22 protein-coding genes are annotated in these 24,966 nt (G+C 49.4%); 4 read left to right on the top strand and 18 right to left on the bottom strand.

Annotated features, from left to right (window positions below):
- Nucleotides 1–4: 4 nt before the first annotated feature.
- Genes LN737_RS30160 through LN737_RS30105 form a run of 12 tightly spaced genes read right to left on the bottom strand, consistent with a single transcriptional unit; the run spans nt 5 to nt 11,997 of the window.
- Nucleotides 5–961, bottom strand: coding sequence for a hypothetical protein (locus LN737_RS30160; protein ID WP_405514858.1), 957 nt, complete (start codon nt 959–961; stop codon nt 5–7).
- A 22-nt stretch (nt 962–983) separates the two neighbouring features.
- Nucleotides 984–2,420 carry an MOP flippase family protein gene (locus tag LN737_RS30155; RefSeq protein WP_405514856.1) on the bottom strand — a complete coding sequence of 479 codons (1,437 nt, stop codon included), beginning with the start codon at nt 2,418–2,420 and terminating at the stop codon, nt 984–986.
- 29 nt (nt 2,421–2,449) lie between these two features.
- Nucleotides 2,450–4,645 (bottom strand): GumC family protein, encoded by a 2,196-nt coding sequence (locus LN737_RS30150; protein ID WP_405514854.1) that lies wholly within the window; start codon nt 4,643–4,645, stop codon nt 2,450–2,452.
- A gap of 4 nt (nt 4,646–4,649) precedes the next feature.
- The gene (locus LN737_RS30145) at nt 4,650–5,477 is read right to left on the bottom strand and encodes a TolC family protein (RefSeq protein WP_405514853.1); all 828 of its coding nucleotides are present in this window, start codon (nt 5,475–5,477) and stop codon (nt 4,650–4,652) included.
- A gap of 44 nt (nt 5,478–5,521) precedes the next feature.
- Nucleotides 5,522–6,400: a glycosyltransferase gene (locus LN737_RS30140; protein ID WP_405514851.1), complete on the bottom strand. Its 879-nt coding sequence runs from the start codon at nt 6,398–6,400 to the stop codon at nt 5,522–5,524.
- Nucleotides 6,400–6,735, bottom strand: a complete 336-nt coding sequence (locus LN737_RS30135) for a hypothetical protein (protein ID WP_405514848.1) — start codon at nt 6,733–6,735, stop codon at nt 6,400–6,402. The genes LN737_RS30140 and LN737_RS30135 overlap by 1 nt, the downstream gene beginning before the upstream one ends.
- Complete coding sequence (locus LN737_RS30130) at nt 6,722–8,215, bottom strand: O-antigen ligase family protein (RefSeq protein WP_405514846.1); 1,494 nt, start codon at nt 8,213–8,215, stop codon at nt 6,722–6,724. The genes LN737_RS30135 and LN737_RS30130 overlap by 14 nt, the downstream gene beginning before the upstream one ends.
- Nucleotides 8,216–8,241: 26 nt before the next feature.
- Complete coding sequence (locus LN737_RS30125) at nt 8,242–9,432, bottom strand: glycosyltransferase family 2 protein (protein WP_405514843.1); 1,191 nt, start codon at nt 9,430–9,432, stop codon at nt 8,242–8,244.
- A 24-nt stretch (nt 9,433–9,456) separates the two neighbouring features.
- On the bottom strand, nt 9,457–10,410 hold the full coding sequence (locus tag LN737_RS30120; RefSeq protein ID WP_405514841.1) for a glycosyltransferase family 2 protein: 954 nt from the start codon (nt 10,408–10,410) through the stop codon (nt 9,457–9,459).
- Entirely contained in the window at nt 10,389–11,072 is a 684-nt protein-coding gene (locus tag LN737_RS30115) for a sugar transferase (RefSeq protein ID WP_405514839.1), read from the bottom strand. The genes LN737_RS30120 and LN737_RS30115 overlap by 22 nt, the downstream gene beginning before the upstream one ends.
- Entirely contained in the window at nt 11,036–11,557 is a 522-nt protein-coding gene (locus tag LN737_RS30110; RefSeq protein WP_405514837.1) for a hypothetical protein, read from the bottom strand. The genes LN737_RS30115 and LN737_RS30110 overlap by 37 nt, the downstream gene beginning before the upstream one ends.
- Nucleotides 11,558–11,586: 29 nt before the next feature.
- Entirely contained in the window at nt 11,587–11,997 is a 411-nt protein-coding gene (locus LN737_RS30105; RefSeq protein ID WP_405514835.1) for a PleD family two-component system response regulator, read from the bottom strand.
- Nucleotides 11,998–12,117: 120 nt separating this feature from the next.
- Between LN737_RS30105 and LN737_RS30100 the strand changes: the two genes are divergently transcribed.
- On the top strand, nt 12,118–12,282 hold the full coding sequence (locus tag LN737_RS30100; RefSeq protein WP_405514832.1) for a hypothetical protein: 165 nt from the start codon (nt 12,118–12,120) through the stop codon (nt 12,280–12,282).
- A 165-nt stretch (nt 12,283–12,447) separates the two neighbouring features.
- Here LN737_RS30100 and LN737_RS30095 read toward each other — a convergent pair whose 3' ends face one another.
- From LN737_RS30095 to LN737_RS30080, 4 genes are read right to left on the bottom strand one after another with little or no spacing between them, the layout of a single operon-like run.
- Nucleotides 12,448–15,636, bottom strand: a complete 3,189-nt coding sequence (locus tag LN737_RS30095) for a carbohydrate-binding protein (protein ID WP_405514831.1) — start codon at nt 15,634–15,636, stop codon at nt 12,448–12,450.
- A gap of 2 nt (nt 15,637–15,638) precedes the next feature.
- Nucleotides 15,639–16,076 (bottom strand): carbohydrate-binding protein, encoded by a 438-nt coding sequence (locus LN737_RS30090; RefSeq protein WP_405514830.1) that lies wholly within the window; start codon nt 16,074–16,076, stop codon nt 15,639–15,641.
- Nucleotides 16,073–16,414, bottom strand: coding sequence for a carbohydrate-binding protein (locus LN737_RS30085; protein WP_405514828.1), 342 nt, complete (start codon nt 16,412–16,414; stop codon nt 16,073–16,075). Before LN737_RS30085 ends, LN737_RS30090 begins: the two co-directional genes overlap by 4 nt.
- On the bottom strand, nt 16,411–16,620 hold the full coding sequence (locus LN737_RS30080; RefSeq protein ID WP_405514826.1) for a hypothetical protein: 210 nt from the start codon (nt 16,618–16,620) through the stop codon (nt 16,411–16,413). The genes LN737_RS30085 and LN737_RS30080 overlap by 4 nt, the downstream gene beginning before the upstream one ends.
- A 217-nt stretch (nt 16,621–16,837) precedes the next feature.
- Here LN737_RS30080 and LN737_RS30075 point away from each other — a divergent pair, with 217 nt between their 5' ends.
- Nucleotides 16,838–18,028: a glycosyltransferase family 2 protein gene (locus LN737_RS30075; RefSeq protein ID WP_405514824.1), complete on the top strand. Its 1,191-nt coding sequence runs from the start codon at nt 16,838–16,840 to the stop codon at nt 18,026–18,028.
- 33 nt (nt 18,029–18,061) lie between these two features.
- Here the strand turns inward: LN737_RS30075 and LN737_RS30070 are convergent, their stop codons facing one another.
- Nucleotides 18,062–18,241 (bottom strand): hypothetical protein, encoded by a 180-nt coding sequence (locus LN737_RS30070; protein WP_405514822.1) that lies wholly within the window; start codon nt 18,239–18,241, stop codon nt 18,062–18,064.
- 317 nt (nt 18,242–18,558) lie between these two features.
- Here LN737_RS30070 and LN737_RS30065 point away from each other — a divergent pair, with 317 nt between their 5' ends.
- Both LN737_RS30065 and LN737_RS30060 read left to right on the top strand, forming a co-directional pair.
- Nucleotides 18,559–21,435 (top strand): PAS domain S-box protein, encoded by a 2,877-nt coding sequence (locus tag LN737_RS30065; protein ID WP_405514820.1) that lies wholly within the window; start codon nt 18,559–18,561, stop codon nt 21,433–21,435.
- 3 nt (nt 21,436–21,438) lie between these two features.
- Complete coding sequence (locus tag LN737_RS30060) at nt 21,439–22,137, top strand: LytTR family DNA-binding domain-containing protein (protein WP_405514818.1); 699 nt, start codon at nt 21,439–21,441, stop codon at nt 22,135–22,137.
- On the opposite strand, the gene LN737_RS30055 is transcribed toward LN737_RS30060, so the two are convergent.
- Complete coding sequence (locus LN737_RS30055) at nt 22,111–24,411, bottom strand: glycosyltransferase (protein ID WP_405514816.1); 2,301 nt, start codon at nt 24,409–24,411, stop codon at nt 22,111–22,113. The two genes, LN737_RS30060 and LN737_RS30055, sit on opposite strands and share 27 nt — an antisense overlap.
- Nucleotides 24,412–24,966: the final 555 nt, after the last annotated feature.

Genomic DNA, 24,966 nt, shown 5'->3' with positions numbered 1-24,966 from the left:
GCTATTAATAGTAGTTGTTCAGATAGTTCAGCACTTCAGCCCGGTCTTTGGCGTGCAGAATCGTCGCGCCCGACAACCGGGGAAAGAGGTTTTCGTACTCGTTGAAGTGGTGCTCCATTCCCCAGTTTGGATTCGATAGAATAATATTCGTTCCGCCAAAACAGCTTGCCAGCGCTGCCGTACCGCCATGCATCGAAATGAAGTGGTCGCTGTTGGCATACACCATTAGCTGAAGGTGATTGTAATTGTTGGCCACTTTCGGGTAATACTGCTTATACAAATCATCCATCAGAATCACATCCGGATGGTGCTCTTTCAGCCAGGCATGCTCGTTCAGCTGCATGGTTTCGCTATTATCCTGCACAATCTGGGTAGGCAGCGGACGGTTGTAAATGATCTGATATTTAGTACCGTAGGTTTTGATGATCTGATCCAGCGTCGGGATATCCAGAAAATTGATGGGTGGCTGATCCCACTCAATATTGTATTTATTGGCGATCACCAGCAGCGGCTTCCCGAAAACGAAAATGTCGTTCCGGAAATGGGCTTTATACGGCACCTGCGCCCAGTTTCGGAAGCTGTAGGAGTTGCTGTGCGTCATGTTCGGTACGTCGTAATGGGCATACGACTCCGTCCAGATGCGCTGCTTGAAGCGTTCTTCGTGGTTCGGACTAAAAAAATAGAACTCCTTCGTATGTTGGGCCGAAATGGTTTTGCTCAGCGTACCATTCAGATGATGCCAGTAGGCAAAGGGCAGTACGTAGCGCAGTTCCTGATCAAATTCGCCCTGATAGCTAATGACTTTGTATTTTCTCTTCAGTACGTAGTCGTGCAGGAGATAGCGTCCCTGAACCAGCTTGCAGTAGTAATTGTCGCGCACGAAATAGCTCAGATCCTTACGAAGCTGCGGGTATTTCAGGCGGGCCACTACGTACAGTGATTTTAGAACGAGCTGTTGCATAAGCGGTAGAGTTGACATGGCATCAAGCCGATTTTCCCAGGGTTTTTAGTTCAGCGAGGGGTACTTTATAGCGGAGTGTAAGACCACCGAAAATCAGAGCGCCCAACACGATCTGCACTGTAATGTTGAGGACACTAATTGAATCGGCGTACGATTTGTAGAGGGTGATGGCACCCACCATGACCAGGCAAAACAGGATCGGCTTCATGATATTCTGCGCAAACTCGCTAAAGAAAGAGCCGATCAGTGAGCGAACAATTCGGAAATTGAACAGTACGTTGACAATCGTTGCTGCCAGAAAGGCCAATGCTATACCCGTGACGCCCCAATACTGGGCGAATATGTATACCAGCGGAATTTTGACACAAAGCGTTAGTACATTCAGCGCAAACAGCAGCTTGGGTTTACCTTTCGAAAAAGCCAGCGTAAACAGCGGATTGCTCATAAAGGTGAAAATGCTGACGAAAACAAAAATGCGGATCAGCAGAATGGTTGGTTCCCAGCCTGGCCCATAGAAAAGTGGAACCAGGCTATCGGCCGTAATGAACAGACCCGCCAGCAGGGGCAGATTAATGAAGCTCAGCAAGTCCAGAATGGTCAGGTACGACTTTTTCAGCTCGTTGGTGTCGCCTTTGAAGCGGGCCAGAATCGGGTATGCAACCTGCAGAATAATCGGATTAAGCCGGTTGATCGGGAAAACCGCCAGTTGGGATGCCAGCGTATAGTACCCCAGTTGTTTAACTCCCAGCATACCGCCCACCAGAATGTTATCTGAATTGGCCTGAATGAACCCAACCAGACTATCGCCCACGTTATACAGACCGAAACGCAGATGGTCTTTTATCAGATTCAGATCGAACTTAAGTACGGGCTTGAACAACTTGGCGCCGTACATGATCTGAAGGGTCGACTTTACGGTTTGCTGCACCAGCTGCCCCAAAATAAGCGCTAGTTCAGCCAGCCCATTGTAGGCCAGAAGAATCGTAACGGCGGTGCCTACAATCGTTCCGGTAATATCGATACTCGCTACCGACTTAAACCGAAGCTCTTTCTGGAGCAGGAAAAAGTAAATCTGACCGACGTAAACGATGAGAAAGTACAGCGACGATAATTTTATGACGTTTTCCAGCCGGGGCTCTTTGTAATACCCGACGACCAGCGGCCAGCTGAAAAAAATGACCAGGCCAATCAATAACCCCAGCGCCAGATTGAGGAGGTAAATAGTCGATAATACCTGCTGATCTTCTTCCTGTTTGTAAATGATCGAATTGGAGAAGCCGAGGTTCGCAAAAATGCCAAAAAACGCAATCATCAACGTACTGACACTGACAATGCCAAAAGCAGAGGGCTCCAGCAGCCGGGCCAGAATGGCTACCTGACCAAACTGGAACAGTGTGGAAATGGCCGTGGACGTCGTCATCCACTTTCCTCCGCTAATTGCCTCCTGCTTTTGACTCATGTCAACGGTTGATTAAAAAATGATTTCGGTTATCGTTGCGTTACTTCGTTTGGTTCAGCATATCGCTTGGTACGTACCATACCCTGCTCAATATCACCGAGCGTTGGTGCGTCCGAATCTCCGCCTTCTACTTTATTCAGGGCGATGAGTACCGGGTGTTTAGCCACTTTGGTATACAGGTTATACAACTGCTTGTCGCGACGGCCCCAAAGGGTGTGAAGGGTTAGTGTCATCAGCGATACCGCGCTTCGGTTCACCAGATGCAGCGGTATCGGACTGCCCACCAGTGCCGGTAATTCCAGGATGATTTTGTTGAACCCGCTCAGCGACATCGCATCTTCGGCCGACAGCAAATCGTCGAGTTCGCGTACGTTCATGAAACTGGCCGGTACATCGTACGGAATGAAGGAGATACCATCCTGTTCGAACTTCTGATTCGTTTCGGAGAGCCGCGGATAGCAATACGCAATGTGTTCACCCGCTTCGGCATACATCCGCGCCAGGCCGTGCGCAAACCAGGTCTTGCCTTGTTTCGACCGGATGCTGAATAATGTAATCAGGGGTGGGTAGGTGGTCGGTGGCCGCTGCTCGATTTCAATATTAATGGCATTACCCAGTTGCTCGAACATGCTGACCGCAGCCCGACTGGCCTTCGATTTGACCGCAAATTTCTTAACCGTTGGGAACAGTGCCGTAACAGGGCTGCCGATACGTCGTTCGGCTTCGTCCAGCGAGTTGATCCGCTTATCCATCAGAACCCGGATAGCTGTCAGAAGTAACGCGATGATAAAGCCTACACCAGCGCCCAGCAAGGTGAAAAACATACGCTTGGGTGCCTGAGGTGAATACGGAAAAGCGGGTGGATCAAGAATCGACATGGACCCGTCGATAGCAATATCCTGCTGATGCGTGTTAGCCTGATTTAAGGCCTGAACCAGATTAAGGTAGTCCTTTTCCGCTACGGTCATATCGCGCGACAACTGCCGCTGTTCAGATTCCAGCGGGGTAAAACCTGTTGATTCCTTCTGGTAGTCGTCCAGCCGTTTTTTGATCACTTCCATTCGGGCGCCTGATTCTTCGAACTCCAGCACTTTGGCCAGCCATTCGTTAATCAGTCGCATCTTCGGAACAGCGTCGGTGGAGTTGTCGGCAGCGTAATAATTCTGCGCAATCTGCTGTAGATCGTCCGACAGCTTTTTGATTTTTGCCTGATGCTGATCCAGAACCGCCTGGGGCTGCCCATTGGTTCGGGCATTGATCAGCTGGGTTTCGGCGGCTGTGAGCTCGGCCTGTTTATCAGTCAGGGCGGTGCTGATTTTAAGGACGTTACCACCTTGCGTCATGCGCTGATTCAGGGCGTTCATCGCAGCTTTAGCCGCCTGATTCCGCATCACCTCCGTATTGTATTCACCCACCAGCGCTTCGCGCGTAGACGACCGTGTTTTTAGCTCGTCTTCAAAATTGAGAACGTTGTGCTGAACATTGAATGCCCGCAGTTTTGATTCAGCATTATCGAGCAGCCGCTTAGCCTCCTTCGTTTTATCCTCATAATATTTGATAACCGGGTTGGTTTCGCCCCGTTTCAGCGACGTATAGCGTCGGTTCAATTCGTTCACCGCCAGTGTCAGCGTCTGTTGAGCCACGGCCGGATCGCCCGCTTCGTATTCGATTTCCAGCATATCGCTGGCGTTTTTTCGGTTAGCTTTTAGCTTGCTGCTGATGTAATCGGCTGAGTAAAAGGATTTTGAATTGGATAACAGCGCTTTAATCGGGTTATCTGTTTTGTCATGAGCCAGGCTATCGATCCGCTGGCGGGTATAATCCGGGTCACCTGGCCGAATCAGTGACTGGCGTAGGGTAGCGGGAATGGCCTGCTGCAACTGCTGAAAACTGGCCGCTGAAAGCTGTTGCTCTGTCGGTTTGGTTAATTGCAGGTGCTGGCTCAACATATCTACGCCTACATTGTAAAGCGTTTGTGAAGACGTGAGCGTTGTCAGAATGTTGTCGAACGCGTTGCTGATAGCCGAATAATCCACATTCGAACCGGCTTCTGCCGAATGGATGGAGTATCCCGACGTAATACCGGTATACACGGTAGCCTTGGTTTTATACACTTTGGCTTCATTACGTGTGAGGTAGTAGACTACGCCTGCTGTCAGGCAGGGAAACAGGATAAACCAGATAAGGTGCTGTTTCAGAATCCGACCAAGTCCTTGTAGTGTCATGAGGTTAGTTACGTTTCAATTGATAAATGGGTACCCCGACGAGTAATTCGAGTGCGTAGATATTTTTGATGAACTGCGACTTCGCTTCCTCTACCGACGATTGGGTGTTGGCGTAACGGCTGCTGTTGAACGCATGAGCTTCTGGCGTGATTTTCCCCTTCTGCAACTCAACTTCTGCAATCCGGTAAGCCGTTAGGGCAACCTGTTCGTCACGTAGACGGATCTGTAAAATGCGTTGCGACAGATTCAGGTCCTGGTACAGATTGAATAATTCCCGTTTCAGACCAATTTCGGAAGTACGTCGGCGTTCCATCGCAGATTCGTAATTGCTCCGGGCCAGCCGGATCTGCTGAGAACGACCAAATAAATCGTGCAGGCTGATCGCTACGTTAACACCCGTGCGGTATCCGTTTGATATTTGCCCTAGCTTGTCGGCTGCATTTAGGCCAGTCGATACAATCGCCTGATTACCTGTAGAATAATTGTAGTATGCTCCTACGTTTTGTAAAATTTGCAGCTTCGACAGACTATACGCTGCCTGTTGAGCGCTGGCAATGGAGCCTTCAAACTTTACGACCGATGAATACTTGAGCGCTATCTGAAAAATCTCTTCGAATGGGATAAGCTGAATGGAAATGTCTCGGTTGAAGTCAAACGTCATGCTATCCAAAACAGACGTTGCCCCCTGCGTAACAGCGGGTTTTGCCGCCGACGTTTGCGGAGGAGTGGCTCCCTGTCCATAACTCATCGTTTGTAACCCTGCCATTACAGCCAGACTAAGTAATAATAGCTTAGCAGGTCGGATAAGTGAATTAATTGAGTACTGTTTCATATTTTCTAATTGCTGAATAAAGTCACTACGGTTGGGTAATCTTGTTAAGCGGGTTGTTCCTGTCGCCAGGCTTTGGGTACCCGCTGAATTATAGCTTCAAATTCTCTTGCCCGATGCTCCCAGGAGTTGCTTTGAGCCATGTCGACCCGCTGCTGCACCCGCTCAGGGGTAGTATCGGCCAGGGCGCGTTGGAGGGCCTGTACAAAATGTTCAGGTGTATCGGCCAGCTCTATTACACCGGTAAAGTCATCCAGAATTGAAAACGGTGTTGACACGACAGAAAGACCTGATGCTAGATACTCATTGATTTTCAGCGGATAAATCGTGTAGGTATGCCGGTTACAAACGAACGGAATAACACCCACACTCCACTTTGCCAGCAACGGCGGCAGCTCATCCGGCTGGCGGGGCGGAATGAACGTAACATTCGGGAAAGCGGCCAGCCGATTGGGAAGGGCGGGCTCGTGAACCTCACCGATAAACTGAAACTCAACATCGGGCATCGTGCGTGCACAGTGCTCCATGAGGTCAATGTTGATGCGGTTATCGGCCGAACCAAGATAACCGACCACGGGCTTGACAGGTGGCTGTTTTCGGGCTAGCTGCCGGGTCAGGTTGAACAGTTCGAAATTGGCCCCGTTCTTAACACAATAGGTTTGTGGCTGTAGAATCGACTTGTCCTGACGTAATGTTTCGGAGGTCGTTACAACCGCATCGACGCGTTGCAGATACGCATCTTCGTAGCGTTTGCCATGACGGCTCATCCAGTCGCCTGCTGTGGTGATCTCGTCAAAACAATAATAAATCGTTGCGCACTCATTGAGTTTACCCAGCATCGGTACGCCTAAAACCGGGTTGTAAGTATTGATAACCAGCGGCCGGTGCATCCTCAACTGACGCATTACGTCCTGAAGCCCCTGCACTAACCGATCGGTATTCCATGGCAGCAGTTGATCGTGCCGTTTTTGGGATAACCAGTTGATGGGAAGTATGGCGGGGGGGTCCAGACGTAAAGGGCACCTTCTTTCTGTTTCGGCGTCAGTTCAGCAAGCGGGCTTCGCAAGCGCATAATTTCCCGAACCGGCATATCGGGCCGACCCGCTACGCCCTGTGCTACATCTTTAAGCGTATAAGGGTAATCGACGTAAAGCACACGATGACGGGCCGACAGCTCGGTCATTAGCTGAACGGCAGCCTTCTGGAAATTACCTTTCCAGGGGGTTTGGGCGATGCAGATGATGCTGTCAAATTGTTTCATACTGGGCGCTGAGCGAAGTTGTTGGTTCTGTTGCTGTATCTTTCGTTGGTTTACGATCCCAGCGGTAACAGGTAGCGATGAGCAGACTGCTGATGAATACGACATTAATTGTCGGGAACTGACCGAGGACCGGGTTTGAGTAGGCCATGAAACAAATGCCCACAAACTCGGCCAAAAACGCGTACATAATTTTAACCAGCCAGGGGTCTTTCAATTGCCAGACCCGGTATACGCCGATTCCGATCAGACCCACCAGCATCAGGATGTAGAGAGTCAGTCCTACGCGCCCGGTTTCGATCCAGATTTCAACCAACCAGCTGTCGGGGGGCGTCTGAGCGGCCCAATGCTGGGGCGAAAACCGGGCTCCCATATCGGCCGACGTACCAATACCGGCGCCAAAGGGGTAGTCTTTCAGGAAGGATGCCAACGTTTCCTGATTTTTTAAGCGTAGCAGAAACGAGGGATCGTTCATGGGCGTTAGCGCCGACCGCATCCGCTGAACCTGATAGTTGGAACTACCCACGCTGGTGTATAGCAGTAGCAACACCAGGGGTACGGCCAGAATGGCGCCGATCAACAGCTTAAGAAAGTCCCGCTTCAGAAGAAGATAGAACGGGAATCCGGCAAGCATCACGAATAGCGCGCTACGTGTACCCGAAACCGCATACCCCCAGAAATAAACCAGCGCTAACAGCAAGAAGCCAAGTTTATACAGCAGCTTTTTTTCTTCGAACGCGTAGATAACCGACACTAACGTAACCCCAGCCATTTCGGCCCCAAACTGGGCCGCATCGGAGTAGAATGAAAAACAACGTAGCTGACCAAAGAGCAAATGGGTTTTGGCATTGCCGTTATTCAGCCAGGCCACTTCGGCGGGCGCCAGACCGATGTATTGCTGTTTGAAAGCCCATAAGGCACCCAAAAACGACCAGACCAGCCAGGTAATAACCAGAATGCGAATATCCCGGCGGGTGATGGGCGATACCATGACAATGCAGGCTACCATGAACCAGTGCAGGGAGAAAGGCCGTACGTGATAGAACCAGGCGGGACGGTAGGGCGCTTCGGGATTGACGATCTCGATGACGGTAAACAGGAACCATATAGCAATCAGAATAAACGCCGGATTCCGCATGCGGCCCCAGTTCATCCGCTGACCATTCAGCATCAGACTGAATAGCGTCAGTGCCAGCAGGCTGTCCAGAATCAGACCAACCGGAAATTCGATGGTGACGAAGCGCGTCAGCCCAATCAGAAAACCAAGCTGTAAATAAATCAACAGACCAACCCGAGGGTCCAGTATCACCAGGGTGAGTACCGTAAGACCAACCGGAGCGATAATCGAAAGTACGGCGCCCGCAACCCCCAATTTGCCGATCAGCAAGCCCGTACCAACGGTATACAATCCGCCCAGCAGACTATATAGCCAGAATTGGTTTGACGACTGATTTTTGTTCGGTAAAAAAGCGAGTTGTGCCATCGTTAATTAATGCCAGAAAAGAAGCGTTACGTAAGTATATCGACAGTATCAGCCCGACGAACTTTCTCCCAGGTTCCGGATTGATTGCCCCGCAGGTAGCGAATCAGACCAGCCAGCGCGCAAACGTTCATGAACGTGAAGTAGAACGGTACAAAAATGGCTTTCCAGCGCATCTGCCGCTTTTCGAGGACGTAGCCCAGCCAGGCGGCTCCGTAAAACAGAACCTGACCGGCCAGCAGAAGCCCCCAACCGGTAGCCCAGCCATCGCGAACGACCAGCCCGGCGTTGAGCAGAAAAATCAGGGGCAGACACAAGGGCGTAACAGCCCAGCGCATAACCCGGTGCGATACGTATTCGAACGTAAGCAGGCCATGCCGAAACGGATTTAGCAGATTCGTCAACCGGGCAATCGACTGAAAGCCACCGGCAGCAATCCGTATTTTACGTTTCTGTTCATCGATAATGGAAAACGAAGGCCGCTCCAGCGCGTAGGCTTCCGGTTCATACGCCACCCGATAACCCCGGCCCGCTATTTTTAGCGAAATGATAAAGTCGTCGAGAATGGTATCCGTTGAGACGGGCTCATAGAGTTCAGTCCGAACGGCAAACAATTCACCGGCTGCGCCCACAATGGTGTGCAGTTCGGCATCCCAGCGTTTTAACTGCGATTCATATTTCCAGTAGAGTCCTTCTCCCGATCCGGCAGCCGATTCGCTGTCTGTTGTCTGAATCCGCTTTTCGCCAGCCACTGCGCCAACCTGTGGGTCCCGGAAATGGCGCACAATGTTCCGAACCGCCTGCGGATTCAATTGCGTATTGGCATCCGTAAAAATGACGATGGGTGTTTTGATCTGCTGCATGGCGCGGTTCATGGCCGCTACTTTACCCCGACGTTCGCTGCCACCCAGCACCTCAATTGAGCTGCCATAGTGTGTACGCAGGTATTCATCGGAGCCGTCGGTCGACCCTTCGGTTACAAACAGATACCGGATTCGTTCGAGCGGGTAAAGCTGCCCTAGTGAGTTGGCCACTTTAGCCGGCAGGCAGTTTGCTTCGTTATAAGCGGGTACGATCAACGTAACATCCGGGGTGAAATCGTCTGAAAACGCCACCGCCTTCCGACGGGGTAGCACTTTGATAAGTCCCCAGACGACTATACCATAACCCAGGTAAGTGTAAATGACAAGTCCTATGCAGATAAGTAGCAGTAATTCCATATGCTGAGTACTGATAAAGCCCGATCAAGCGGCCACCGCCATGGGTGATGGTTTGGTTTCCGGCTGTTTAGTAGTCTTGTGGGTAAGATTCCAGATGATTGCTTCTTTGATGGATTTTAAATACGTCGGTTGCCAGGGTAACGAAAACTGGATCAGCGACTTAGGTAAAGCCAGGCCAAAGTAATACAGGTAAAAAACCACCAAGGGCAGGCCCGTTACGTTCCGACGCATGAACCACAGTCGATTGCGGGTATGGTAATACACCTTCATTGGGTTCATTTTACCAACACTCATGGATTCGCGATGAAAAATCAGGGCCTCGGCCTGATAATAAATCTCAAAGCCCTCCCGCCGAATTCGTGCCGACCAATCCAGTTCTTCGTAATAGAGAAAAAAGCTGTCGTCCAGCGAACCCGCTCGTTTCAGTACGTCACGACTGACCAGCATGGCAGCCCCGTGAGCAAAATACGTTGGGCCTGACTGGTCGTGCTGCCCTTTGTCTGTTTCCATCAGCCCGATGGCCCAGGTCTGACCCCGGTACGGATTCAGCGGATGATAACCAGCGTACTGAATAACCGTAGGCTGGTCGTGATAGCGTATTTTGGGACACACGACACCGATGGCTGAATGCTGCTGAAAGGGAGCCAGGAGCTGTTCCAGTAAATTTGGCGTGACAATCGTATCGTTATTCAGTAAAAAATAATACTCGCCTTTTGCGTGTCGGATACCCAGGTTGTTGCCTCCCGAAAACCCCAGATTTTCGGGGCTGACAATTACCTTTACGTTCGGGTAATTTCCCTGCTCGATACGGGCTGTCGGGTCTTCCTTCGATCCGTTATCCACAACAATGATTTCATAGTGTGGATAGGTCAGGGAGCGGGTCGACTCCAGCATGTCGCAGGTTACCACCGCCTGATTGTAGTTGATGGTAATGAGCGAAATCAGGGGGAGCGCGTTTATACGTTTTCCTTCTGCCATACTGCCTTGAGAGTTTTCAAGAGAATGAGCATGTCTGTACGGAAGGAGTAGCTTTTGGCATAGAGTACGTCGAGCTGAATCCGTTCCTGATCCGATACGCTGGCTTTGCCACGCTTCATCACCTGCCAGAGCCCGGTAAGACCAGCGGGTGCTGCAAATCGCCGGTTATAACCGATAACCGTCAGTTTCTCAGCCTCATAGAGGGGGAGTGGCCGGTTGCCAACAAACGACATATCGCCCCGCAGAATATTATAAAGCTGAGGCAGTTCGTCGATGCTGGTGTTCCGTAGTATTTTGCCCAGGCGCGTTACGCGGGGATCTTCCTTAAACTTCGAAAACATGGCCTTAGCCTTCTGCTCCTGCTGGTGAAGCGTTTCGCAGATCTGTTTCTGGTCCATGAACAAGGGCCGCTGGCACTCGGTGTTGGCTAGCTGGCAGATTTCGCATCGCTCATCAACGGGTTTTTCGGCCGTCGGTTTGTTGTACATATTATGAGCCGCCATGCTGGCCAGCATTTTATCGGCATCGGTCCGCATGGTGCGAAATTTGTACATATCAAATATCTTGAACCCCGTTCCGACACGTTTGGAGCTATAGAAAATCGGGCCTTTTGAGTCAAGCTTGATCAGAATGGCCACAACGACCAGTATGGGCGACGCCATTGCCAGTATGAAAAAAGAAAGCCCGATATCGAACAGCCGCTTGCCAATTGGAATGCGGATCGATGGCGACTTCGCCGTGATATGCCCTTTTTGATCGTATTCTTTTTCTGAATCAAGTAGTTCAGGCGTAGCCGAAGGTCTTCTGCTTCGTAGTTGTGCGGAAATGCGTCAATCACATATCCCTGGAACGGCTGGGCCGACAGGTCAATACCAGACCGGTCGGTTAGCAGTACAACAGGAAGTCTGGTCACACTACGGTTCGAGCGTAAGCCATTCAAAAAAGGAACGCTATCCAGTTCATCGTTATACAGAATCAGGTCGATGGCTGCTTTTTCGTTCAGATGGGCCAGAGCGGATTTACCATCCGGAACATTAATTACGTCAGCCTGCGACTGAAAGGCCTGCTGGAATGACTGAACCTGCTGATTGTCATTCTCAACATAAAGAATTCTTAACGGTGGGTTACTCTGGTTTACTCCTTGCATGATTGTCGGAAATAATAGGTTTCTGGTAATCAGCTATGGCTTGATGATAAGCCGGTATTGGCTTCCGTTCGACGTAATACGCTTAGAATTTTGGCTTTAACCTCGTTTGGGTTGAACGGCTTAACGATGTAGTCGTCGGCTCCCAGGTTGAAGAACTTAATGCGGGTATCGCTATCTGAAAAGGACGACAGGATAATGATGGGCAGTTTATGAAAGCGCGGGCTGGCCCGCAACATACCCAGCAGGTCTTTACCGTCCATGTGCGGCATTTGAATATCCGACAGAATGATATCGACTGGGTTGCCCGCTTCCATCCACGATAAGGCTTCGATGGCATTCTCCGTAGTGGTAACCTCAAAATCGTCTTTCAGCGTCTGGCGTAGAATTTTCCGCATAAACGCATCGTCTTCAGCAATTAATACGTGGTAAATGGACTTCATAGCAAGAGTGTAAATAAAGAATGTTGTATAATAGTATATTGATTATCAGTTGTTTAATACGTATCGATGTCGTCTGTCTTCAATCCGTTACGTTATTTTGCATACACGTCAAGTATAGATATGGCAGTAGAGCAGCCTGGCTACATCCATCGGCAACCAGAGGCTGTTGATGGTAAACTAGTTATAGTAAGAGATTATAAAGATTACTCATTAGCTCTGACGGCTCAACCGGTTTTGGGTGTAGCCATCAGAGCTATGGTGTATAAGTTACTTCGGCAGGATTAACCAACGAAAGCGACTAGCCGTATGCTTAGATATACTACTTATTTTCAAAACGATAACTAACTCAATAGTGTCATTTAGTTTTCTACTTCAAATATAAGTAATTATCTACATACTCACTATATCATATATTAAATGTTTGTTTTTGTTAAAAAAAATTGAATTTTGTTAATTTGATTTTATCACTTTTCGTACAACACGTTCCTGGCCGTGTTTTATTTCAACCAGGTAAACACCAACCGGTAAATGGGATAGATCAACTTGTCCGAAAAACTGATTGCCCACTTTGTTGATCTTCGTCTCCTGATGTAACCGGCTCAGGCTGGCGTCGAATATGTTGATGTTAATGGCAGCATCAGAAGGCCGCTCCGCCTGAACAATGATGAAATCGGCAGTAGGATTCGGAAAGACCCGCACTACTTCGTCCAGACTTTTTACATCCGTCTGCGCCAGCACCGATTCTGCTTTTCTGGCGTTTGGTGCTACGTCGCCGGCAACAACAAACGCAGGGGTTTCGGTAACGGTAAGCTGCAATTTGCCCTGGTTGGTATTCAGGATTTGCAAATCCATATCGTTGCTGCCTGCTTTGGGGCGATAAATCCGGGCCTGGGTAGCGTTGCCAAGGTCCAGCGTGTATGAAGCAGTACGTCCTATTTCATCCGGCACTACCAGTACGTAAGCCGACCGTCCATTCAGTTCATAGCGGTCTACGATTGGGTCGCGGCCAATCGTTTCTTTGTAGCTATACTCACCAAATAGTTTTTTGGTCTGGTACATGTAATCAGCGGCTGGCCGACGAGTCATGTTATCGCCATTTGCCAGGCCCGACGTACCGAACATGCCACCCGTTGAGTTGTCGTCGTAGAGCTGGTAGAAAAACAGCTTTTCGATACCCAGTCGGGCATACATCAGCGATGTCCGTAAAATCCAGTCGCCCTGTGTCTCAAGCGCCGTTTTATTCCCGATGGGGATGGCGCGAAGCGGGCTACCCTGATTGACATCATAGCCTGCTTCCGTGATCCAGACGGGCATATCGTACGACTGGCTGTGAGCCGTTTGCCGGAAATCCTCAGCGATCCGATTGATGGGCGTTACCTCAGGCGCGGCACCACGCGTAGAAGACCCGCTCTGCGAGGATGACGTATTGTCGGAATACATATGGTAGTTTATGATATCCCAGCACAGGTTTACGCTGCCGTCGGGCTTGTAACCCCGGTACTGTTTGCACCAGTCGATCATGCCTTTCAGGTAATCGGAACCAATAGAAGCCGACGCTAACCCCCCAATTACCACTTTGATAGTTGGGTCGGCATTTTTGACCCCCACGCCGGGGCCCATGCTGTTTTTATGACCATCATAAAACGCCGACAGGTTTGCCGCATATTCGCGGGCGGTCTGGTACGCTTTACGACCTTTCCACCACTTGTCCCGTTCGTTGTCGCACTCGATGTATTTGATAAGGCCAAGCCCGATTTTAATCGTATTTGGGTTGTCGCCTGTCCAGCGGGGGGTTGAATGGACACTCAGCAGGGCTGGATTTACGTTCGGATTGCTGCCATAGCGAGCTATGTACTGAAAGCCCATCTTTGCCTGTTCCAGATAAGAATTCGGGTCCGAGAAATCTTTGCCGAATCGAAGCGGTGTATTTTCGCCATCACGCTGATCTGCCGGATACGTATCGACCATCCAGTCGGGAATTGTTTTCAGGCAGGCTAGCACTTCAATGCCTTCGGCTTTACAGCGTTCATAAATGGCGTCGTAGTTCCAGCCTCCGCTCATGGTCGGATTGTATGAATAGCTGCCTTCTGCCTGCTCCAGTTTATTCCAGTCCATATAATGGCGAATGCCGGAAAAACTTTTCACGACGTTCATTTTGTCTTCGTTGATTTTCCAGGGCGAGTTGCCATCCTCGAAATTCCATTCGTAGGCATTGACACCCAGCATATCCTTCAACTTTACTTCTTTTACCGGAGCAGAAGTCCGTGCCTGCCCCGACGGCGTATACGCGCCATAGAGTTCCATCTCAGTCGGGAAAGCGCCCCAGCTGTTGATAACCAGATAGCGGGCGTTGCTGATGGGTTGATCCAGCTTGAACTGGGCATTACCCGTGGTGGATCGATTGGGGTATGGACCCACCCAGGTTCCGTACAGTTGTCCGGTAAACGTAGCGATAGGAATACGCTCCCAATCACTGGTAATGATCGACAAGGTCAATGGGGTTGCCGAAAAATTACCTACGAAGTCATAGAATCGTAAGCTTTCGATGGTCATCGACTCTCCATCAAGCAGAGGATAATACGAATCATAATTGGGTAGAACTTTACCCCAGCCTGTTTCAACCGTTACGTTCGTGACACCATCAAATAAGCCATCCAGCCCATTGCTTGCATTGTTGAGCTGATACCAGCGTTTTGGATCAATCGGAATTTTCTTGTCAGCTGCCAGTAACGATGTCATACGTACTGTCTGAATCTGAGACACGTTCGCAGCCGCCAGAAATGATGGAGAAGCTGCCTGTGAGGCCGTTATGGTGGCAGTTCCCGCACCGACAATCGACGCTTTCCATAAACCGGAACCGTTGGAAACGGACACAACGGACGGATCGGATGAGGTAAACGTAACAGGCGTTTCTGTATTGGTGCTTGTTGCCGTCAGGTTGAACTCGCCATCATCCGTCGTTTTCTCAGCCAGAGCCGCAAACGAAATGACAGCAGGCGAAAGCACTATGCCGCCTTCCGTTACGTTCAGCCAGTTGAAGTTGAATGATCCGCTCACCACATAAATACGTAGGGTTTGACTGCCAGCGGCCAGCGTGGCCGTGGTGCTGACGGTCGACCAGTTCTGCCAGCCCCCCGTGCGAGGCACATCCACCCCTCCCAGCACACTGCCCGACTCAGTACGAATCTCGATGCGGCCATTGCCGTAGCTGTTGGCCACCCGGAAACTGAACGTATACAGCCCCGCCGTGCTCACCTTGACATTGTAGTCCATCCAGTCCCCATCATCGATGTAGCCCAGATTCACCCCACCCCCCTCATCGCTGGTCGACTCGGGCCGCACATCGGTGGCCACATCGAAACTCTCCGCTTCGAGCTTGGCTGGCAACGGGCGGCTTTCGGCCGCTTCCAGCCAGTTGATGTTCCAGTCGCCCTGCACGGCCTGAAGCCGCAGCAGCTGGGTGCCGGCACTCAGGTGGGTGGTGGTGCTGATGGTCTGCCAGCTCTGCCAGCCCCCCGTGCGGGGTACTGCCAGCGAGCCCAGTACGTTGCCCCCTGCCGAGCGCAGCTCAAAACGGGCCGCGTCGCTGTAGGCATTGGCCACCCGGAAGCGCAGGGTGTAGACCCCGTCGTGGGGCACGGTCACGTTATAATCCAGCCAGTCACCGGCATCGATCCAGGTGATGTCGAGGCCCCCCCAGTGTCGACGGTGGGTTCACTCTGAATCCCCTGCATGGCAAAGTAATCCTCAGCTTCTATGCGACTCAATATATTTTGCGCAGCTAACGGTAAATCAACTTCTAACCAGTTGAAGTTGAACGATCCGCTCACCACATAAATACGTAGGGTTTGACTGCCAGCGGCCAGCGTGGCCGTGGTGCTGACGGTCGACCAGTTCTGCCAGCCCCCCGTGCGAGGCACATCCACCCCTCCCAGCACACTGCCCGACTCAGTACGAATCTCGATGCGGCCATTGCCGTAGCTGTTGGCCACCCGGAAACTGAACGTATACAGCCCCGCCGTGCTCACCTTGACATTGTAGTCCATCCAGTCCCCATCATCGATGTAGCCCAGATTCACCCCACCCCCTCATCGCTGGTCGACTCGGGCCGCACATCGGTGGCCACATCGAAACTCTCCGCTTCGAGCTTGGCTGGCAACGGGCGGCTTTCGGCCGCTTCCAGCCAGTTGATGTTCCAGTCGCCCTGCACGGCCTGAAGCCGCAGCAGCTGGGTGCCGGCACTCAGGTGGGTGGTGGTGCTGATGGTCTGCCAGCTCTGCCAGCCCCCCGTGCGGGGTACTGCCAGCGAGCCCAGTACGTTGCCCCCTGCCGAGCGCAGCTCAAAACGGGCCGCGTCGCTGTAGGCATTGGCCACCCGGAAGCGCAGGGTGTAGACCCCGTCGTGGGGCACGGTCACGTTATAATCCAGCCAGTCACCGGCATCGATCCAGGTGATGTCGAGGCCCCCCCAGTGTCGACGGTGGGTTCACTCTGAATCCCCTGCATGGCAAAGTAATCCTCAGCCTCAATACGACCGGGTAGAGAGGCCGCAATTCGGTGACTAAGCTCACGAGTCCGGTCTAATTTGTTTGGTAACAAAGCACCCAAGCTGGTCTTAAACATGATAAAAACCAGTAAAATTTGTACAGTTACAGTAGATGTTATCTTTTCCATTTAGCAGCCTCTTAGTATTAATTGTTCCTAAAACTAGCTTTTCTTAAACAAAGAAGTTAATTTTAGGGGAATTATATATTAAAAGGATGTCTATTTTGTTTAGCTTTGATTCTCTACGTTATTTTTCTGCAGAAATCATCAATTCTCTACAATCTCTATTTATACAATGTTTTTTTTGATAAACATTGCTTGGCTTTTAGTTGCTGGCTATCTGACATTTAACGTTCTGTATTTAGTTGTGTCGGCCTTAGCGGGTCGTTTGGGCAAGGCAGATGACCTACCCCTTACTACTACTGTCGATCAGCTCAGGCGTTTTGCCGTGCTGATTCCGGCTTACAAAGAAGATTCGGTTATTCTGGGATCCGTTCTGGCTAATCTTCAGCAGGATTACCCCGCTGATCGATATGATCTGATTGTGATCGCTGATTCGTTTCTTCCCGAGACACTGAAAACGCTTTCCCAGTATCCGATTAAGGTTATACCGGTTCATTTTGAGCAATCGACGGTGCAAAAATCCATTTCGTATGCGCTGAATTCGTTGCCAGAGAACGAGTATGATATTGTGCTCATCTCGGATGCTGATAACCACATGGCCCCCGATTTCCTGAAGCGAATCAATCAGGCGTTTAGTCAGGGCTGGCGCGTTGTACAAGGGCATCGTACGGCCAAGAATACAAATACGAGTGTGGCTGTTTTTGATGCCATGAACGAAGAGATCAACAATAATCTGTTTCGGGCAGGGCAGCGGGCACTTGGTCTGTCGGCTTCGTTGATCGGGTCAGGTATGGCATTTGAACCCGTATTAATGAAGCGCGCTCTGAATCAGATTCAGACGGTAGGCGGGTACGACAAGGAACTTGAAATGTTGCTGGCCGTAGCAGGGATTCGAATCGGGTACTTGCAGGATGCTATCATATATGACGAAAAAGTTCAAAATGTTGCAGTGTTCCAAAGACAACGTACTCGGTGGATAGCGGCCCAATTGTATTTTATCAAAGCCTATTTCAAAACAGGCATTCAACAATTGGTACGGGGTAATGGGGAAGCATTCAATACGTTGGTTAAATCGCTATTGTTTCCCCGAATGATCCTTCTGGCTGTTCTGGGCCTGATGGCCCTCATTAGTTTGTTGGTCGGTGGCCAGTCGATGCTCTTGTTTGCCTGGGGGCTGCTTGGCTTATTGATGGCCAGCCTGTTCATTTCGATCCCGGCAAGTTTGTTTCAGAAAATAACGGTTCGCGACTTTATGGTGCTGCCCGTGCTGATTTTCAGTATGTTTCGGTCGCTGCTTAATTTTAAACAGGCGGGTAAGAAGTTTTTACACACTCCTCATGCCGAGACGTCCAAACCAGGCTGATGTCTTTTCCGATACAATAGACTGCGCGCGGGATTATAAACTGGCAATTGCTTCAACCGTCAGGGCAAAAATGAATAGCCTGTACATGTTGAAAAACTGAACACTTTCAGCGACTTGCTCCCCGTTTACAGCCTGGTAGCTCCGCTTAGAATGGCGCAGTGCAATAATGAACTCAAGTACTAAAATAGCTGGAAACAAAAGGAACATTTTCATCGCCGTGTCTGCTGTTAAATGAATTTGATAGGATGAAATTAGTAGCCCTGGGAAGCCAGTTTCCTTGTTTTTCGATGAATAGCAGGATTTCCGCGTTTTTTGACGAAAAGTAGCGGTAAAGCTGCCGACGATTTACAAGCCGTCTGGAAATAAAACGAAGGGTATATAATAGATAGTTACTATACCACTTAGTATATTTACTACAAATGTATATTCTCTAAGACGGCTTATTGTTTGTAAAATATTTACTTTTTGAGGGAAATAGTTCTTAGAAATGGATCTAAGTAGTCTTTATGAGCTGTGTGCTCACCTGCGATATGAGAGTTGAGGAGATAGAGCTTTTGACTCAGTCCGTTCACCAGGAACGTGAAGCCCGTCAGCACGCGGAGAGACAGTTAGCGGAAAAAATCAAGGAACTCAACGAGGCCAACGAGCGGTGTCGGCTGCTGAATGATACACTTACCCAGCAACTAGAGGAAAAAGTACAGGAGTTACAACGTAGTGATCAGGAACATCGTCAATTGATCGAATCAGTTCAGGATATTATTTACAAAGCAGAACCCGCTGATGGCACTTTTACGTACGTAAGTCCGGTGGTCAAACGACTACTGGGCTATACGGAAGAAGAGCTGTTAGGTAAGCCTTATAGCATTCTGGTTGTTCCGGAATATAGGGAGGCTTTACAGGAATTTTACATCAATATGCTGCGCGAACGGGTAGACCATACGTACCGGGAATTTCCGGTTCTCTGTAAAGATGGAAGCCGGCGGTGGATCGGGCAGACAGTTCGGCTGGTGATACAGGAAGACGGAGCGCGTGAACTCGTAGCGGTTGCCCGGGATATATCGGATCGGAAGAAAGCGGAAGATGCCCTGGTGAGTGCGCAAATCCGGCTGGCTGCCGTCATCTCCAGCTCCCTGTCGGCGGTGATGGTTGAGGATGAAAATCACGCTATTGTACTGATCAATCGCCCTTTCTGCGAATTGTTTAGATTAGATACGCAAGCATTGCAGCAGGAGGGCACTAGCCGTTCAATCTCTTTTCAGCAACTGGCACATCTCTTCGAAGAACCCGAAAAAGCAACAAAGCGTATCGATGAGCTTCTTCGAAATCAGCAGGTTGTCATCGGAGAAGATATCTGCATGGCGGATGGACGTCGGTTTGAGCGCGATTTCATCCCGGTTTTCCGGGATGAACAGTACATGGGGCATCTGTGGCGCTATACAGATGTAACCGACAAATTTCTGGCTCGCGAGCAGCTGCGAAAAAGCGAGGAAAAGTACCGGGGCATTATGAACAACATGGAACTGGGCTTGCTCGAAGTAGATAATAATCAGGTTATTGTTCGGGCTTATGAGCGGTTTGGGCAGATGTTGGGCTACTTGCCCGAAGAGTTGATTGGTCAGAATGCCTCCGATCTGTTTCCGGTTCCGGAAGCCCTCGCGATTCTGAAACAGCAGCAGGTATTACGTAGTCAGGGCGTAGCCTCATCCTACGAAATTCCGTTGCGCCATAAGAATGGATCGGTGCTATGGATGCTGATCAGCGGAGCGCCAATTGTGGATGAAAGTGGAGAAATTGTTGGGTCGATTGGTATCCATTACAACCTCACCGAACGGAAGCAACTGGAAATGGCGGTGGAGCAGGCTCATAAACAGGCGGAGGAGTTCCGACAGGCCGAAAAGCAGTTTCTGGCCAATATGAGCCACGAAATCCGCACACCCCTGAATGCCATCATCGGCATGACGCACCTGTTGTACGATACGCGGCCAAGTAAGGAGCAGTTAGAATTTCTGGATATCATCCGATCATCCGCCGATTTTCTGCACTCCCTGATCTCCGACTTGCTGGATATGGCCAAAATTGAAGCCGGTCGGGTTGAAGTAAATCGACAACCGTTTGATCTGGTGGGGCTGCTACGTAGTCTGCAGAAGATATTTCAGATGCGGCTTCAGAAGCGGAACATAAGCATGGACGTAATGCTCGATGCGCAGATCACGGGCAAATACATTGGCGACGAGCTTATGCTGAATCAGATTTTATTGAATCTGCTTGGCAACGCCGAAAAGTTTACGGAAGAGGGCTCCGTTGTGCTGATGGCTAAGATTCGGAAAAAAGAGACAGGTCGTGTCTGGATTGAATTTCAGGTATCGGATACAGGTATCGGCATACCTAATGATAAACTGGGACGAATATTCCAGAAATTTCGGCAGGTAAGCCCCCACGGACACAAGCATAAGGGCACGGGTCTCGGGTTGGCCATCACCAAAGAGCTCATCGAACTGCAGGAGGGGAAGATATCGGTACGTAGTAAAGAAGGCGAGGGCACTACGTTTATATTTAGTATCCCCTATACGGAGGCAATGGCAGAAGACCCGCAAACAAAGACCGATTCGCTCAACCAAAGGTTGGATAATATTGAAAACATGTCTATTCTGGTAGCCGAAGATAACCTCATGAATCAGCGGTACGTTAGTGGGTTGCTGAAAAAATGGGGAGTAACCTTCACTATCGCCAATGATGGGCAGCAGGCTGTAGATCTATGCAAGAAGCAGAAATTTGATCTGGTTCTGATGGACATTCAAATGCCCGTACTGGATGGTTACGAAGCTTCGATTGCCATCCGCTCCATTGACAACCTCAATCAGCAGGTTCCCATTATTGCCTTAACGGCATCGGCTATGCTGGACCAGAAAGAAATGTCGGTGAAAGTGGGGATGAATGGGTTTCTGTCGAAACCATTTTCGCCTGATAAATTGCTGGAAGTTCTCAAACTATATGCCAGCGAAAAACAGTCGATGGTAACCAATAAGAATCCATCGGTCGATCTGGCTGAAAGTCAGTCACTGGATTATGGCCGGCTTGAGGAATTGTACGGCGATGATGTCGACTATGCGGCCAGTATCTTCGACATGTTCCTGGAATCCGTAGTGACGGAGTTTGATACGTTCGAGCCGCTTATTCAGCAGCAAAACTGGTCTGAAGTACGTAAACTAGCCCATAAACTGAAGCCTGGACTGGCTATGGTGGGTTTATCGGATCTGGAAGCCATGATGATTCAACTGGAGGACATGACGAAATCAGAACCCGATCCGGCTGTCGTTCAGAATCTCTGGCAAACCTTTCGCGCTAATTTCAATAGCCGACAACCGTTATTGCACGCTCAATTACAGAACTACCTGACAAAAAAATAAGCTATGCAACTTAAATGTATAGTTGTCGATGATGATATCATGTCGCGCAAATCATTGCAGCGTTTGTGCGAACAGCACGAATCGCTTGATTTGGTGGCCGTTTGCGAAGATGCGACACAAGCCCTGGAATTATTATCAAAAGAAGACGTAGACCTGATCTGGCTCGATGTTGAAATGCCCGTATTGTCGGGCTTCGATCTGCTGGAACGGCTGCCAACAACACCGCAGGTGATTCTGACAACTACCAAAACCGAATATGCATTTGATGCCTTTCAGTATCAGGTAACTGACTATCTGAAAAAGCCAATTACGCAGATTCGCTTCAAAATGGCGGTGGAAAAGGCGCTGGAACTGGAAGCTCGTTCGAAGAGCGTACGTGCACAGCCGGGCGATCAGAAAGCTATCTACGTAAAGGCCGAAGGCCGCTACATTCGTGTGCCGTACGATTCGATTCTGTACATTGAAAACATGGGCGATTACGTAAAAATTGTAACGACCAATCAGACATTTGTGGCCTATACCACCATGAAATCGCTGGAAGAAAAGCTGGGATCTCAATTTTTACGCGTGCATCGATCCTACATCATTCACCTCGAAAAAATTGTCGATATCGAAGAGAGTAATCTGGTCGTTTCCACCAAAGTGATTCCGATAAGCCGGGCCAACAAAGCCGAATTAATGAACCGCCTGAACCTGCTGTAATTTCGGTTTCCCCGTTGGTAGCGTACTGGCCATTGAGGTAGCTGATTTTGGCGAATTTATGACGACACCCCGTATTTCCTGATATCGTTCCTGGATCAGATCAAATGCTTCCTGCTGCCATTCTTCCTGATCTGGCTGGACCAGTGTGGTTAATTCGGTAATCAGAACGGGCTTTTGCTGAATACCATACACTTTATGGCGCCTGATCGTCTTATGCAGCGGTTGATAAAGGGTGGCAAATGAATGGCTTTCTTTATCAGGGGCCAGGGAAGGATTATTAACAACTCTCAAGCCGATCCAGTCAACATACTCTTTTCCCGGACAGAAAAATGAGATCGTACCAGGGAAAGTTGGGCACCAGAGCCAGGTAACATTCGTGACATTATTCGATTGACAGAAACGGACCAGATACCGGAACGTATCGCGGTAGGTTGCCAGGAGTGTTTCTTTCTGTGTACCCCAGACCAATGTTGTGTCGTCGAAAAAAGGAGCAAATGCCAGCAGAACCGGCCGGTTATAGTGTTTGATTCGACGGACAAACTTCGTAAGTGCCGGGTCGTGTTTTCCAAGATGAATGTCCTGCAAAAACATTTGAATGCCTGTATCTGACCGGCTTGTCAGGGCAGGTTCCAGGTAGAGAAGCGGCAATTCGTTGGGTTGCATACTCCAATCCGGGCCAATAGCAGCCTTATCAGTTCTAAGGGGCCATCTCAGGTGATGTGGAGCAATAAATGACGCCTGTGGATCAGCCGATCGATGAGCTGACAGAGCTGCCTGGTTATAATAAAACGGCTGAGAAGTCGCGTATTTCACATCACCGCTTAATCTACCAAAGGTTTTCTGATACGTATTGACAAGGAAAATCGTGGTGATGGCAATCAGGCCTCCGTATAGCGGAACAGCGTATGAGCGTAAATTGCCGTAAACTTTGTACTGAATTCGCCAGATAGTAATCGATTGTTTCCAGCGATGTGATCGACGAAAGGAACTGTGCTGGATTCTATGTTTAACGGAAGCAAGTAGTTTCTCCTGTCCGATGAATACGTTCATGCCCAGAATAAACGCATTGATCAGCCCAAAGCCAACCATCATAAGTACGTATATGTTATTTATAGCCAACAGGCCATAATAATATATACTATAGCTAATAGCCCCTAGGGTAACAAGCCCCATGATAATATTGGGCAGGCAGAGGAGGAAGTTATTCTGAGGCTTAGCATTTTTAGGCGTTGGCAGATAGGGGACATCAACGCGAAACAGCGTATAGAAAAAGCCCATTGTATAAACCCACCAGATACCGCTCGTAAGAAATCCACCAATTATGTAGATGCCCTGTTCATGCTTTTCGATCAGCCATCGCTGCGCGTACTGCCGAATCAGAAAGGAAATCGCCAGCAAAGGAATGTAGGCCAGAGCCAGCCACTGCAACTCCATTTTTAGCGGAAGCTGCATCATGATCAGCGAAAAAATTGGAATCAGCAGGTTGATAAACTGGACAATTCCGTTCAGATAATACAGAGGAACTGTTAAGTAATGAAGCCGCTGCCGCCAGGTTAGTTGGCTAAATACGCGGGGATAGGTCGTTACTAACAGTTCGAGCGTACCCCGGGCCCATTTTAATTGCTGTTTGCAGTACGCGGCCATCGTGTCAGGTACCAGCCCATATGAGAGTGGCAAGGGTACGTATACCGACTTCCATTTTTTGGCATGCAGCAGCATAGCTGTGTGCATGTCTTCAGAAAGGCCCGCGGCATGACCGCCAATCGAATCCAGCGCAGCCCGCCGGAACGTACAGTTTGCACCAATTGCCTGAGCTGTACCGTAATGACCCATGCAGGTCATCAGGGGACCATAAAAATTGTACGTCTGCTCGGTTGCCCCAAAAGCTATCAAACTTTTTTTACGGTTGGAGTAGGCTTGTACGCATTGAACGAAGCCTATTGCCGGATCTTCAAAATAAGGAAGCACACGATTCAGAAAATCAGGTACAGGCACATGGTCCGGGTCCAGAACGAGGCATATTTCGCCGGTGGCCTGCTGTAAAGCGTTGTTAATGTTACCGGCTTTGGCGTCTTTCTTGTTGGTGCGGGTTACGTGCCGCACGCCGAGCTGCTCACAAACCTGACGTAGATACGGGTCGTCGGCTTCGTCACACAAGTACGTAGTGTGGGGGTAGTTGATTGCCTGAATCGCCTTTAGCGTTTTAACGATCATTTCGTAAGGTTCACCCGCACAGAAGGTTGTCAGGATGTCTACGGTCCAGGTTTTCGTCACAGCCGGGGGGTAGGTGGAATTACCTCCCAGTAGTGATACCACTCGTGCAACAGCCGTAAAAGTTTGTATATGACTGTAATGCTTAGCAACCCAAAAAGCCAGGAATAGCCCCGATTCTCCGGTTTAAAAAAGAAGAGTACAAACGCAAATAGGAACAGGATACCTGTCAGAATCAATACTCGGATAACTACAATTTCTTTTTTATCAGTAATAGAATTATTAATCTTATTATATAGATGCCTGATCATATGTTTTGTACTAATCCAAGATAGGAAACTATAAATCTATAGTATGTAATTATAGCTGTATGCCGTTAAAATTACGAAGAAATAAGTTAATGAAGCTTAATAACTAATGCGATATCCCTCTATTTACTAAGAGGTTGGCGTAGGAAGTACGTATTTTATTAAATTTGCATTAATACTGTACTTTAGATAGATTGGGGTGTTATACGGATAGAATGCCTATTATGCTTTTATATTTTTCAACTATTTATCCATGAAGTTTATTGTATTTTTAGTAGGTATACTTATTAGTCTCTCCTTTGAACAATGT

Origin of the sequence: Spirosoma sp. KNUC1025, from assembly GCF_045160025.1 — a bacterium.
GTDB lineage: Bacteria > Bacteroidota > Bacteroidia > Cytophagales > Spirosomataceae > Spirosoma.
This window is presented reverse-complemented; position numbering and strand designations above follow the sequence as displayed.

Coding starts and splice junctions, on each gene's coding strand:
- LN737_RS30160 (WP_405514858.1), bottom strand. CDS start 961: ATGCAACAGCTCGTTCTAAAATCACTGTACGTAGTGGCCCGCCTGAAA.
- LN737_RS30155 (WP_405514856.1), bottom strand. CDS start 2,420: ATGAGTCAAAAGCAGGAGGCAATTAGCGGAGGAAAGTGGATGACGACG.
- LN737_RS30150 (WP_405514854.1), bottom strand. CDS start 4,645: ATGACACTACAAGGACTTGGTCGGATTCTGAAACAGCACCTTATCTGG.
- LN737_RS30145 (WP_405514853.1), bottom strand. CDS start 5,477: ATGAAACAGTACTCAATTAATTCACTTATCCGACCTGCTAAGCTATTA.
- LN737_RS30135 (WP_405514848.1), bottom strand. CDS start 6,735: ATGAAACAATTTGACAGCATCATCTGCATCGCCCAAACCCCCTGGAAA.
- LN737_RS30130 (WP_405514846.1), bottom strand. CDS start 8,215: ATGGCACAACTCGCTTTTTTACCGAACAAAAATCAGTCGTCAAACCAA.
- LN737_RS30125 (WP_405514843.1), bottom strand. CDS start 9,432: ATGGAATTACTGCTACTTATCTGCATAGGACTTGTCATTTACACTTAC.
- LN737_RS30120 (WP_405514841.1), bottom strand. CDS start 10,410: ATGGCAGAAGGAAAACGTATAAACGCGCTCCCCCTGATTTCGCTCATT.
- LN737_RS30115 (WP_405514839.1), bottom strand. CDS start 11,072: ATGGCGTCGCCCATACTGGTCGTTGTGGCCATTCTGATCAAGCTTGAC.
- LN737_RS30110 (WP_405514837.1), bottom strand. CDS start 11,557: ATGCAAGGAGTAAACCAGAGTAACCCACCGTTAAGAATTCTTTATGTT.
- LN737_RS30105 (WP_405514835.1), bottom strand. CDS start 11,997: ATGAAGTCCATTTACCACGTATTAATTGCTGAAGACGATGCGTTTATG.
- LN737_RS30100 (WP_405514832.1), top strand. CDS start 12,118: ATGGCAGTAGAGCAGCCTGGCTACATCCATCGGCAACCAGAGGCTGTT.
- LN737_RS30080 (WP_405514826.1), bottom strand. CDS start 16,620: ATGTTTAAGACCAGCTTGGGTGCTTTGTTACCAAACAAATTAGACCGG.
- LN737_RS30075 (WP_405514824.1), top strand. CDS start 16,838: ATGTTTTTTTTGATAAACATTGCTTGGCTTTTAGTTGCTGGCTATCTG.
- LN737_RS30070 (WP_405514822.1), bottom strand. CDS start 18,241: ATGAAAATGTTCCTTTTGTTTCCAGCTATTTTAGTACTTGAGTTCATT.
- LN737_RS30065 (WP_405514820.1), top strand. CDS start 18,559: ATGAGAGTTGAGGAGATAGAGCTTTTGACTCAGTCCGTTCACCAGGAA.
- LN737_RS30060 (WP_405514818.1), top strand. CDS start 21,439: ATGCAACTTAAATGTATAGTTGTCGATGATGATATCATGTCGCGCAAA.